The organism is Actomonas aquatica, assembly GCF_019679435.2.
In the GTDB taxonomy this organism is placed as follows: Bacteria; Verrucomicrobiota; Verrucomicrobiia; order Opitutales; family Opitutaceae; genus Actomonas; species Actomonas aquatica.
The window spans coordinates 1,960,586-1,972,976 of the sequence record NZ_CP139781.1 but is presented as its reverse complement, the minus strand read 5'-3'; the positions used below and the strand labels follow the sequence as shown (position 1 = coordinate 1,972,976).

Annotated in this window: 10 protein-coding genes and 1 other RNA gene; 9 read left to right on the top strand and 2 right to left on the bottom strand. The window is 63.6% G+C overall.

The features are described from left to right. Nucleotides 1–44 precede the first annotated feature (44 nt). Nucleotides 45–1,709, bottom strand: coding sequence for a 2-isopropylmalate synthase (leuA, locus tag K1X11_RS07555; protein WP_221030049.1), 1,665 nt, complete (start codon nt 1,707–1,709; stop codon nt 45–47). 302 nt (nt 1,710–2,011) lie between these two features. Between leuA and K1X11_RS07550 the strand changes: the two genes are divergently transcribed. The 8 genes from K1X11_RS07550 to K1X11_RS07515 all read left to right on the top strand — a co-directional run bounded on the left by K1X11_RS07550 (nt 2,012) and on the right by K1X11_RS07515 (nt 6,407). After that, on the top strand, nt 2,012–2,605 hold the full coding sequence (locus tag K1X11_RS07550) for an RNA polymerase sigma factor (RefSeq protein WP_221030050.1): 594 nt from the start codon (nt 2,012–2,014) through the stop codon (nt 2,603–2,605). Next, entirely contained in the window at nt 2,602–2,925 is a 324-nt protein-coding gene (locus tag K1X11_RS07545; RefSeq protein WP_221030051.1) for a hypothetical protein, read from the top strand. The genes K1X11_RS07550 and K1X11_RS07545 overlap by 4 nt, the downstream gene beginning before the upstream one ends. Beyond that, the gene (locus tag K1X11_RS07540) at nt 2,922–3,404 is read left to right on the top strand and encodes a periplasmic heavy metal sensor (protein WP_221030052.1); all 483 of its coding nucleotides are present in this window, start codon (nt 2,922–2,924) and stop codon (nt 3,402–3,404) included. The genes K1X11_RS07545 and K1X11_RS07540 overlap by 4 nt, the downstream gene beginning before the upstream one ends. Nucleotides 3,405–3,465: 61 nt before the next feature. Then, on the top strand, nt 3,466–4,026 hold the full coding sequence (locus K1X11_RS07535; RefSeq protein ID WP_221030053.1) for a flavoprotein: 561 nt from the start codon (nt 3,466–3,468) through the stop codon (nt 4,024–4,026). A 5-nt stretch (nt 4,027–4,031) separates the two neighbouring features. Then, nucleotides 4,032–4,475 carry a gamma-glutamylcyclotransferase family protein gene (locus tag K1X11_RS07530; protein WP_221030054.1) on the top strand — a complete coding sequence of 148 codons (444 nt, stop codon included), beginning with the start codon at nt 4,032–4,034 and terminating at the stop codon, nt 4,473–4,475. A 33-nt stretch (nt 4,476–4,508) separates the two neighbouring features. Further along, an RNA gene (ffs, locus tag K1X11_RS07525) (signal recognition particle sRNA small type) lies at nt 4,509–4,607 on the top strand. Nucleotides 4,608–4,671: 64 nt separating this feature from the next. Then, on the top strand, nt 4,672–5,841 hold the full coding sequence (dnaX, locus tag K1X11_RS07520) for a DNA polymerase III subunit gamma/tau (protein ID WP_221030055.1): 1,170 nt from the start codon (nt 4,672–4,674) through the stop codon (nt 5,839–5,841). Between the two features lie 107 nt (nt 5,842–5,948). Next, a complete protein-coding gene (locus K1X11_RS07515; RefSeq protein ID WP_221030056.1) occupies nt 5,949–6,407 on the top strand; it encodes a hypothetical protein in 459 nt (152 codons plus the stop codon). A 223-nt stretch (nt 6,408–6,630) separates the two neighbouring features. Here the strand turns inward: K1X11_RS07515 and glnD are convergent, their stop codons facing one another. Then, a complete protein-coding gene (glnD, locus tag K1X11_RS07510) occupies nt 6,631–9,438 on the bottom strand; it encodes a [protein-PII] uridylyltransferase (RefSeq protein WP_221030057.1) in 2,808 nt (935 codons plus the stop codon). Nucleotides 9,439–9,571: 133 nt separating this feature from the next. Here glnD and K1X11_RS07505 point away from each other — a divergent pair, with 133 nt between their 5' ends. Further along, on the top strand, nt 9,572–12,310 hold the full coding sequence (locus K1X11_RS07505; protein ID WP_221030058.1) for a valine--tRNA ligase: 2,739 nt from the start codon (nt 9,572–9,574) through the stop codon (nt 12,308–12,310). The last annotated feature ends 81 nt before the right edge of the window (nt 12,311–12,391 follow it).

Genomic DNA, 12,391 nt, shown 5'->3' with positions numbered 1-12,391 from the left:
TTCTCTTCCTTACCTTCTGTAAAACTGACTCCAGTTAGAGTCGCTCAGTCGGCGAGGGCGCGGTTGATGGCGCTGGCGACGGCTTTGATCGAGGCGAGCTCGATGCTGGTGTCGATGCCGGCGCCGTAGAGCGGCGGGCTGTTGACCGGTTTGATCTGGATGTAGGAGACGGCCTGCGCGCGGGCACCGGAGCCGAGGGAGTGCTCCGTGTAGTTGAGGAACTCAAACTGCAGGATGCCGGCGTCGCGGATGGCCGTGACGAAGGCCGCGATGGGACCGTTGCCGGTGCCGGTGAGGGTGCGGGTCTCGCCATTGATCTTGAGATCGGCTTCAGCCGTGACGCTGCGCGCCTTCTCGGTGGTGCGGAAGTCGAGCACCTCGATGGGCGTCTGGCGGTCGAGGTATTCGGCCTGGAAGGCGGCGAGGATGTCGGCGGAGCTGAGCTCGGTGCCGCGGGAGTCGGCGAGCTGGTTGACGATGGGGCCAAACTCCCGGTGCATCGCCTTGGGCAGGGTGAAGCCGTATTCGGTCTCGAGGATGTAGGCCACGCCGCCTTTGCCCGACTGGGAGTTGATACGGATGATGGCCTTGTAGTTTCGGCCGATGTCGGCGGGATCGATCGGGATGTAGAGCACGTCCCAGGGCTGGCCCGGTTGTTGTTTGTCCCAGGACTTTTTGATGGCGTCCTGGTGGGAGCCGGAGAAGGCGGTGAAGACCAGATCGCCGCCGTAGGGCAGGCGGGCGGGCACCTCCATGCGGGTGGTGCGCTCGTAGATCTCGCGGATCTCGTTGAGGTTCGAGAAGTCGAGCTGCGGATCGATGCCGTGGGTGTAGAGGTTCAGCGCAACGGTCACGATATCGAGGTTGCCGGTGCGTTCGCCGTTGCCGAAGAGGGTGCCTTCCACTCGGTCGGCGCCGGCCAGCAGGCCGAGCTCGGTGGCGGCCACGCCGGTGCCGCGGTCATTGTGCGTGTGCAGAGACACGATGGTGGCGTCGCGACGGGTGAGGTGGCGGCACATCCACTCGATCTGGTCGGCGTGGACGTTGGGCGTGGCGTATTCGACCGTGGCGGGGAGGTTGAGAATGATCTTCTTCTCCGGGGTGGGTTGCCAGACGTCGGAAACGGCTTCGCAGATCTCGAGGGCGAAATCCAACTCGGTGCTGGTGAAGCTTTCCGGCGAATACTCCAACTGCAGGTTCATGCCTGCGGCGAGGTGCGAGGCGCTGTGCGTTTTGAGCAGCTCCACGGCGCGGGTGGCGATGGCCACGATGTCGGCGCGCTCGGCCCCGAAGACGTAGTTGCGCTGGGCGGGCGAGGTGGAGTTGTAGAGGTGGAAAATGACGTTCTTGGCGCCCTGGAGGGCCTCGAGAGAGCGGGTGATCAAGTCCTCGCGGCACTGGCAGAGGATCTGGATCGAGACGTCGTCGGGGATGCGGTCTTCCTCGATGAGGCGGCGGCAGAAATCGAACTCGATCTGGGAGGCGGACGGGAAGCCGACCTCGATTTGCTTGAAGCCGATGTCGACCAGCATGGCGAAATACTCGAGCTTCTCGGCGACGCTCATGGGCTGGGCGAGGGCTTGATTGCCGTCGCGCAGATCGACGCTGCACCAGATGGGGGCGCAGGTATGCGTGCGGTTGGGCCACTGGCGGTCGGGCAAGTCGACGGTGGGCAGCGGTCGGTATTTCGAAGGTTTATACGCGGACATGGGAACGGAAACAGGGAGAGTGAAAGTGACGGGAGGAAGGGAAAGGGAAAAGCCCGCAAATCTGCTTTCTCGGTCAGACGACGCGGCTGCTCGGACAGGAGGATCGGACGCACAATCAGTCCCGCACACGGGACCCTCGCGGATCGTGCGTCTAGCTAAGTCGTAGGGAGAGCAGCTCAGTGGCGACAGGTCGCATCACAGGGGACTTATCGGCACGGGCGGCAAAGTAGTCAAGGGGCGTAACCCGGCTGTCACGGGCGCGTCTTGCTCTTCGTGTATGCAGTGTCTTGCTTCTCCCAACGATGCCTGTGGAACCCGAGCCCTTTGACTACAAAGCGTGTCTCGAGCAGGTGCGCGCCGGTTCGCAGTCCGCGGCCCGGGAGCTGGTGGAGGAGCTGTATCCGCAAGTCATCAAAATCGTGCGTCGTCGCCTGCCCCGCTGGGTGGGGGAGGAAGACCTCGCGCAGGAAGTGTTTTTAAAAATGTTCACCCGACTCGACCAATACCGTGGCGACATGCCGTTCCCGCACTGGGTATCGCGCATCGCCGTCACGACCGGCATCGACCACCTGCGCAAACAGCAGCGGCGGCCGGAGCTGCGTTGGGCCGACCTCTCGGAGGGCGAGGCGCAGGTGTTGGACGCGGTCACGGCCGATACGTCGGCGGAGGACGCGGGCGAGGCCCTCGCGGCTCGGGAGTTGTTGGCCAAGCTGATGAGCCAGCTCAAACCCGACGACCAGCTCGTCCTGCAGCTGCTCGATCTCGAGCAGAAGACGCTGGTGGAAGTGAGCGAGGAGACCGGCTGGAACACGACCTTGATCAAAGTGCGGGCCTTTCGGGCCCGTCGAAAGTTGCAAACCCTACTGAAGAAACTCGAAGCTGAGGAACGAACATGAACCGCAAACCTACAGAGCTGGAGCGATTGTTGGCCCGGGCGCGTGCCGCCGGTCCGGAGGTCTCGGGCGATGAACACGTCGTGGCCCCGCCGGGGTTTGCCACCCGCGTGGTGGCGTTGGCGTGGGCGGGTCGCGAAGACGCCGGCAGTGTTTCGCTGTTGCAATTACTGATGGCTCAAGGCCGTCGCGCCTTGGTGGTCTCGGCGGTGGTGGCGTTGATGGCGGTGGCATTCAATCTGCCCGCCGTGGTGGATCACATCGAATATGACGTGCTGTCGGGCGACGATCCCGTCACCGCCATGATGGACTTTTCCGAATGAAGACACGCAACGCATGGGTCGCTTGGCTGGTCCTGATCGGCGTGTTTCTCGCCGGCGGGGTGACCGGTGGTTTTGTCTCCCTGCGGGTCGCGGATGCGCTGGTCGAGCGCGGCCGGGCCGGGGGGGAGTTCATTCCGCGTCATCTGGAGCGTTTGGATGAGGAGCTTAACCTGACGCCGGAGCAGGAGGACGCGATTCGCCCCATCTTGGAGGAGACTTGGGCTACGTTACGCGAATACCGTCGCAGCAGTGTCGATGCGATGCGGGCGATGGAGCCGCGGATCATCGAGCAATTGGACGCGGCGCAGAAAGAGGCTTACGTCGCGATGCAGGAGAAACATCGCCAACGCTGGCAACGGCTCGTCGAGCGCCGCCAGAACGGCAAAGGCGGCCCGGGGAGCGGCGGACCCCGTCCGGACGGACCGCCACCGGAAGGTCCGCCGCCGGCTCCGCCTGCGGATGTGCCTCCGGGCAATTGATTTGCATCCTTTTGCCAGTTGCTGGCTTGTGCCCGCCCGATAGGCGCTTTTTGCTCCGCCCATGGCGTCGCCATTGCAGGGTAAAAACATCATCGTCGGAGTCTCCGGTTCCATCGCGGCCTACAAGGCGGCGGACTTGGTGAGCCAGCTGCGCAAGCTGGACGCTGAGGTGTTTCCGGTGCTCACGCGCGGCGGGGCGGAGTTCATCACGCCCCTGACTCTGCAGACCCTGGCGCGGCAACCGGTGGCGGCGGATTTGTGGTCGGAGGGTAACGGCTGGCAACCGGGACACGTAGAGCTGGCGGACAAGGCCGACCTGTTGGTGGTCGCGCCGGCGACGGCCGATGTGATTGCGCAGTTCGCCCACGGGCTCGCGCCGGATTACCTGAGCTCGCTGCATCTGGTGGCGCGCTGCCCGGTGCTGATCGCCCCGGCCATGAACGGCAAGATGTGGACCCATCCCGCGACGGTGGCCAACGTGGCGACCTTGCGTGGCCGCGGGGTGCACTTCATCGGGCCGGAGGAGGGCATGTTGGCCTGCGGTTATGAGGGCGTGGGGCGGCTATGGCCGGTGGAGGGAATCGTGCAGGAAATTTTGACGCTGCTCGCCAGCGAAACGTGAACCCGATGAGCAAAAAAACCTCCAGCATCCTACTTTTTGCCTACGACGCCCACATGGACGAACGCACCATGACGGCGGTGGACGAGGCATGTGAACAAATGGGACTCGCCCGCGCCGATGGCCAGCGACTCACGTTTACCGCGGGAGGTCACCCCAACCTCAAACCCGAGGACGGCAGCGTCGCCTGGGGCGTGCTTTGGGTGGTGCCAGCGACTGCCATGGTGAAACTCGATGCCTGGGCGAAGGAGCGGGGTCTGAGCCGCAATGTCATGATGATCATTTGCCCGGCCGGTCCGCGGATTCCCGCGACGACCTACTTTGCGCCGACTGCGCCCGAGGGCGCTCCGCTGGTCCCAGAGCTGGAAGCCGTCATCCACGGCGCCCGCCTCGCCAAGCTCGACGCCCGCTACGTCGCCGAGCTCGAAGCTTTTCGTAAAGTTTCTCGTTGAATCCCGGCGAGCAGCTGTCGCATGGTCCGCGCCGGCCAGGTCCCATGCATGGGCAGGCGCGCGAACTCCGCCAGGACCGGAAGGTAGCAACGGTAGCGACGTTCTCCCAGTGCCGTGGAGTGCCTGGCCACTTTTATTTTTAAATTCGGTTTTGGGTTTTCGAACTCGGAAATCGCTTCTTAGCTGAGCGCTTACTTTGGCAGCAAAAGGATACCAGGTCATTGCCCGCAAGTGGCGCCCGCAGACGTTCGCAGACGTCGTGGGGCAGGACCATGTGGTGCGCACGCTGCGCAACGCCATCGCCCGCGATCGTATCGCCCACGCCTACCTCTTTGTGGGACCGCGCGGCACCGGCAAAACCTCCACCGCCCGCATCTTCGCCAAGGCGCTCAACTGCACCGACGGACCCAACGCCGACTTCGATCCGGCTGATCCCTCCTGCGTCTCGATCGCCGAGGGCACCCACCTCGATGTGATCGAGATCGACGGTGCCTCCAACAACGGCGTCGACCAGGTGCGCGACCTGCGCGACACGGTCCAATACGCTCCGGCGCAGGGTAAGTTCAAAGTCTACATCATCGACGAGGTGCACATGCTCTCCGCCGCCGCCTTCAACGCCTTGTTGAAGACCTTGGAGGAGCCGCCGGAGCACGTGAAATTTGTCTTCGCCACGACCGATCCGCAGAAGGTTTTGGCCACCATCGTTTCGCGCTGCCAGCGCTTCGACCTCAAGCCGATCCCGGCGCCGCTCATTGTGGAGCGTTTGCGCAAGATCGGGGACGACGAAGGCGTGAAAGTGACCGCCGAGGCGCTGGAGTGTATCGCCCGCATGGCCGACGGCGGTATGCGTGATGCGCAGTCGATTTTTGACCAGATGATTTCGTTCTGCGGCAACGACATCACCGAGCCCGATGTGCTCGATGTGTATGGTCTGATTTCGGCCGAAAAACTCACCGAGTTGGCCGGCGCCATCGCCGCCGGTGATCACCGCAAACTCATCGCTATCGTGGACGAGTGCGACGAGTCGGGCCGCGATCTCGTGCGCCTCTTGTCGGACCTGCAGGTGATCGTGCGCACTGCGCTGCTCGACGCCATCGCCCAAGGCGGCAAAACCAAACAACTCGGTCCGGACCTCACCACCGAACAGGTCACCCGCCTGCTCGACGCCCTGCGCGAAGGTGAGGGTGGCGTGAAGCTTGGTCTGGCGGAGAAAATCAATCTCGAGGTCACGCTGCTCAAGGCGGTGGAGGCCAGCCGCGCCCGCGCCATCGACAGCCTCATCAAAGAGTTGTCCGCGCTCGCGGAGATCGCTCCGGACGGAGCGGAAGTTGCCGCTGCGGCGGGCGACGAAAAAAAAAAGCCCTGATTGACCGGCTGGACGCCCGTCTGGCGGCGGTTTTTCAGCTCGAAACCAAATCGGCCAGCGACCGGGCGGCGGCGATTGCCGGGGCTCCCATCGAAGTGCGCAGCGCCTTGAGTCGCGCCAGCAGCTCGCCGATCAGCCCGACGATGGCGGGACACACCATCGATCCGTCGAGCCCGGTGCCTGGAAACGGCTCCTCGCGTGAAGAGGAGGAGGATCGGCCGGATTGGCCGCCGCCCGATATCGAGGCGGCGATGAGTGCGGAAGCCGCCGACCGTGATGGGGGCGACGGACGCGCGCCGACCTCGCGCCGGGTGCGCGAAGCGCGGGAGACCTTGGATGGTCCGCCGCTGCCCGCGCTGGACGAGATCATTGGGCAGATTCCGCCCGAGACGAAGGAGCAATTGGAGGAGCTGTTCCGCGCCAAATTTACCGAAGTGCGGCGCGTGCCGGCAGCGGTGTTTAAGGATTACGAAGATCCCGCGAAGGCAGCGGCCAAGGCGGCCGCCGAAGCCGATGAGGCGGGGGAGACGGAAGATCCGGGCGAAGACAGCAGCGACGACGATTAAGATGTGAGTCGCTGCCTCGGGTAGCTGCGCTTGAGCCGAAGGGGAAAGCGTGGTCCGGGTGGAGAGGCCATCCCACGGGGCCACGTTGTCGCTGCGCTCCAACGCAGCTACAAAACAACGGATCTTCGGTCCGATCGGGTAGCTGCGCTTGAGCCGAAGGCGAAAGCGTGGCCCCGGGTGGACGAGCAACCCGGCGGAACGGCGGCTGAAGACCGCCGCTACCTTAGACCGCTGTCTTGGTCGCGTTGCGGGGCGGGGAAACGACCTCGGTGAGGGCGTCGCGCAGGGTGTGCAGGCGGTTGGCGTCGCTCACGGCTTCGTCGCTGACGTCGACGATGTAGAAGGAGTCGATGGCGATGTGTCGCTCCGTGCCGACGCGGGCAAAGGTGATGTCGAACTTGTGTTCGCTGATCGTCTTGGCCACGCGGAAGAGTAGGCCGATCTGGTCGGGGGCCTGGATCTCCACGATGGTGCGATGCATCGAAAGCTCGTGGTAAATATCGACCCGCGGCGGGAAGGTGGCCTGCACCATCTCGGCGCGGCTGTGGTCGCGGGAGTAGCGTTTGGCGGCGGCTTGTTTCTCGGCCTGGCGGAGGATCTCGGGCAGGAGATCCTTGTTGTGCATGAGGGACTTCTCGAGGGCGTCGTTGAAGAGCTTCTGCGCCTTGGCGTTCTCGACGACGCCGCCGCCCGGTTCGGTCACGAAGAAGGTATCGATCGCGATGTGGTCGTTGCGGGAGACCACCTTGGAGGAAAGAATGGAGAGGCCGGCGACGCTGAAGGCACCGGCGAGTTTGTAGAAGAGCCCGGCGCGGTCCCAGGTCACGACGTGCACGACGGTGAGGGAGCGGTTCAGGTCGTCACGCCACTCCACGACCGGGCGCAGTGAGCCGATGGAATCGGTCTCGGCGATCGTCTGCAGGAGGCGATTGACCATGCCCAGATGGAGGACGATGTCCGGCTGGGTGGTGTTGAGAAAGTAGCGGTCGGGTAGCAGGTTGAAGTGCGCCTCGATTTCCTCTTCGCGCACGTGGGGCAACTGCTTGGCAATGAGCTCTTGGCGAATCATCGCGATGCGTTGGGTTTGGCGCTCCGCCAGAGCGTCGCCGTGGATGAGGTGCTCGAGCGAGGAACGGTAAAGTTGGGTGTGCAGCGTGTCCTTGTAGCTGTTCCACAAACCAGAGGCAGTGCCCTGCGCGTCACAGTAGGTGTGCACGTAGAGGAAACGGAGCAAATCAGGCTCCGAAATCTGCTGGGAAAAGGCTTCAGCGGTGGCGGGATCATCCACGTCCCGCTTCTGCCAAAACCGTGCCATCATAAGGTGGTGTTGGATAATAAATGCGACGATTTCGCGATTGGCTTTGCCGATGTGCAGACGTTGCAGGAGCGGTTCGGCGATCTTGACGCCGTTTTCGGCGTGGCCGCGGATGCCCCGGGCCTTGCCGATATCATGCAGCAGCAGAATGAGATACAGCAGCATGGGCTCGCTCGTTTCCCGCAGGGCCTTACGGTATTTGAGGACGATCGGAGTGTCCTCGGACAGGATACGATCAAGCTCCCGAATCGTATTCAAAGTATGAATATCGGCGGTGTAGCGGTGGTAAAATTCATGCTGCACCAGGCAGGTGAGACCGTCGAATTCCGGGATGAAGCGACCAAGAATGCCCAGCTCATGCATGAGGCTCAACGCCGGGTATACCGAGCCGGGTTCCTGCAGGATGGCTTTGAAGCTGGTGTTGGCGTCTTCCGAGGCGATGACGTCGGCCGTGATCAGGTGGCCGTGCTCGCGGATAAGCGCCTGCAGGTCGAAGTGGAGTTGGGCGCCGAGCCGCTGGCTGTGGCGGAAGATGCGCACGAGGCGCACGGGGTCTTCCTGGAAAACGTCGGGCGAGGCCGCGGAGAGTTCCTTGGCGCGCAGGATGAAACCATCGAGACGTTTGGTCTTCTCGTAGCGGCGGGAGCGAATGACCTCGCGGAAGGAGAACTTCTCGTCGGGCGGCGCCTCGAGGGTGAGGGCGAGCCGGTTTTCCACCAGTTTGGAGGTGCGGTAGATTTCCTGAGCGGCGCGGTAGTAATCGCGCATGAACAGCTCCACCCGGCGCAAGATGTCGGGGGTGGTGTAGCCGAGGCCGAGGGCGATGCGGGGCTGGGCTTCGAGATCGAGCACGTCGGTCGGGCGGCGGCTTTGGAAATGCAGCTCGTTGCGCACGCGCAGGAGGAAGTCGTAGGCGTGCTGGAAGGACTTGAGCTCGGCGGCGCGCAGGTAGTTCTGCGTCACGACCTCCTCGATGTTGTCGATGTCGAGTTTCACCCGCGCCATCCAGATGGTGTTCTGGTAATCGCGCAGACCGCCGACGCCGTTTTTGATGTCGGGTTCCTGGAGGAAGACGGAGTTGCCGTATTTGTCGCGGCGCGACAGCTGGTCCTCCAGCCGGGTGGCGATGTAAACGGCCGGATACTCCTGCGTGTAAAACTTCCGATAGGCCGCGGAAAAGGTTTCGTAGAGGGACTTGGACCCGGCGAGACGGCGGGACTCCAGCAAGGCGGTCTTGGACTGGATCTCGGCACGGGCTTCGTTGAAGACCTCATCGACGGTGCGGGAGGAGTGACCGACTTTGAGGCCGCAGTCCCAGAGCGGGTAGAGGATCTCCTGCGTGAGGTGCTCCTGCAGCGGCGTGATGAGCGACGAACGCGCCTTCGAGGGGAAGAGGAACATCAGGTCGATGTCGCTGTGCGGGCAAAGCTCGGCGCGGCCGTAGCCGCCGAGGGCGACCAAGGTGACGGGGCAGGGAAGTTTGCCCTGCGCGGCTTCCCACGAGTCGATCGCGACCTGAAACAGACTGACCAACATCGTATCGACGGCCGCCGACAGCGCCGCGGCGGTGGAGAGACCGGTGGCGCCGGCGTCGTGCCGCATTTTGATCATGCTGGTCTCCAGTTGCAGGTGACTCTTGCACGCCTTGGTGCGGTCGGCCACGGAGGTCGCGGTCGTGAAGCGGAGACGTTCGGGAGTGGAGTCGGTGCCGGACATGACAGAGGGGCGCTCAACGTGGGCGGAAACCGCAGCGGGGCAAAGCGTGAAATGAGTCGGACGCGGCGAGGTGTCTGTGCGCTTGCCAGTGGGGGGGCTGGCCGGTTCGCTTCCCGGTTCCGTTATTTCCGTTATGCCCGAGATCACCAAGAGCTACGAAGCCCGCGACGTTGAAGCCAAATGGTATGCTGCCTGGCAGCAGGCCGGTTGTTTTGCCGGCAAACCCGCCGAAGGTCAGGAGACGTATTCCATCGTCATCCCGCCGCCCAATGTGACCGGCATCCTCCATATGGGCCACGTGCTCAACAACACCCTGCAGGACGTGCTCATCCGCCGAGCCCGCCTCGAGGGCAAGGCCGCCTGCTGGATCCCCGGCACCGACCACGCCGGCATCGCCACCCAGACGATGGTCGAGCGCCATCTCAAGAAGACCGAGCACAAGACCCGCTACGACCTCGGTCGCGAGAAGTTCATCGAGCGCGTCTGGGAATGGCGTCAGGAAAAGGGCGACAAGATCCTGCAACAGCTGCGCGAACTCGGCTGCTCCTGCGACTGGGAACGCACGCACTTCACGATGGATCCGGATTACAGCCGCGGCGTGCTCACGGCGTTCGTGAAGCTCTTCCAGGGCGGACACATTTATCGCGGCAAACGCATGGTCAATTGGTGTCCGGCTTCGCTCACCGCGCTCTCCGATGAGGAGGTTGAGATGCGTCCGACCAAGGGCCACATTTACCGCCTGCGCTACGAGCTGGTTGAGCCGGTTGGCGATGTGACGCACCTCATCCTCGAAACCACTCGCCCAGAAACGATCGCAGCCGACGTGGCCGTCGCGGTGCATCCGGCGGACGAGCGTTTCAAGCACCTTGTCGGCAAGTCCGTCTGGCGTCCGCTGGGCGACCGCGTGGCCATTCCGATCATCACCGATGAGGCCGTCGAAATGGAATTTGGCGGCGGCGCGCTCAAGGTCACCCCGGCGCACGACAAGGTCGACTTCGAGATCGGCCAGCGCCACGGCCTGCCGGTCATCGACTGCCTCAACCCCGACGGCACGCTCAACGCGTTCGCGGGCGAGGAGCTCGAGGGCATGGATCGTTTTGAGGGCCGCAAACGCGCCGCCGAACTGCTCGAGGCAAGCGGCAATCTCATCGAGGCCAAACCTTACGAAAACAACGTCGGATATTCGCAACGCGCCGGCGTGCCGATCGAGCCGCGCCTCATGCAGCAATGGTGGCTGCGTTACCCGCGCGTCGAAGAGGCCAAGCAGGTCGTGCGCGACGGTCTCGTCCAAATGCACCCGGCCCGCTGGTCAAAGGTTTACCTGAACTGGCTCGAGAACATCCAGGACTGGTGCATCAGCCGCCAGCTCTGGTGGGGCCATCGCATCCCGGTCTGGTATGCCAAGGGCGTCGATCGCGAGACCCTCACCGAGGAGGATCTGCGTGATCCGACCAAGATTCACGTTTCCCTCGACGGTCCGTCCGACCCCGAAAACTGGGATCAGGAAGGCGACGTGCTCGACACCTGGGCCTCGTCCTGGCTCTGGCCGATCGGCACGCTGGGTTGGCCTGACGCCGAGAAGCAAAAGGAAAGCGCGTTCGAGCAGTTCTACCCGACCACCACGCTGGCGACGGGCGCCGACATCATCTTCTTCTGGGTCGCCCGCATGATCATGGCCGGCCTCGAGTTTGCCCGCCCGGGCGCGCCGATCGAAGAGCGCATCCCCTTCAAGCACGTCTACTTCAACGGCATCGTGCGCGACAAACAGGGCCGCAAGATGTCGAAGACCCTCGGCAATTCGCCCGACCCGCTCGACCTCATCAAGACCTACGGCGCCGACGGCACCCGTTTTGGCCTGCTGCAGATCGCGCCGCTGGGCCAGGACGTGAAGTTTGACGAGACCCGCATCGAAGGCGGCAAAAACTTCTGCAACAAGCTCTGGAACGCCTGCCGCTTCCGCACCATGAGCGGCGAGATGAGCGACAATCGCTCCCTCGGTGCCATCCTCGCGCGCCTCGACAGCACGCAGATGGACGAGGACGACCACGCCATCCTCGCGGCCTTGCTCGACACCATGCGCACGCTGGAGAAGAGCTTCGTCGAATTCGAATTCGCGACCGCTACGCAGAAGCTTTATTCCTTCTTCTGGAATGATTTCTGTGACTGGTATGTCGAGGTCGCCAAGACCCGGGTGCAGGACCCGGCCGCCAAGGATCACGCCCTCGCGGTGCAGGATTTGGTCATCCGCCAGTTCCTGCTTCTCTTCGAGCCCTTCGCGCCCTTCATCTCCGAGGAGCTTTGGCACCAGCTCGGCTACGGCGCCGAGGACAGCTTCGTGCAGTCCAACCGACTCGAGTCGGCTGACGAGCTGGCCGAGGCCCTGACCGCCCACGGTGCGACCGTCGATGCCGCCGCCTCGAAGCTGGTCGAACAGCTCAAGCAGTTCACCTCGCAGGCGCGTCAGCTCAAGGCTGACCAAGCCGTGGCGCAGAAGCGCGACGTCACCTTCCACCTGCTGGCCGACGACGCCGGTTGGAACGCCATCGAGCCGCACCTCGCCAAGCTCGTGCGCATGGTCGGTGCCGAAGGTATCGCCCGCACCAGCGAAGAACCGTCCCTGCCGGCCATCGTGTCGCCCTTTGGCACGCTCTACCTCGACACCGGCGTCCAAGTTGACCCCGAGGCCGAGCGCGCGCGCCTGACCAAGGAGCTCGGCCAGATCCAGAAGCACATCCAGGGCACCGAAGGCCGCCTGGCCAACGAAGCCTTCGTGAGCAAGGCCCCGCCGGCCGTCATCGACGGCGCCCGCAAGCAGTTGGCTGACCTCCAAGCCAAGGCCGCAGAAGTGGAGCGCCTGCTTAAAGCGCTGTAAATCAGCTAACTAGGGTAAACAAGGTAACAAACTCATAAAGTAGGCTTTACTCTGCGCCGATTCGGGGCAGGTTATCGCCGA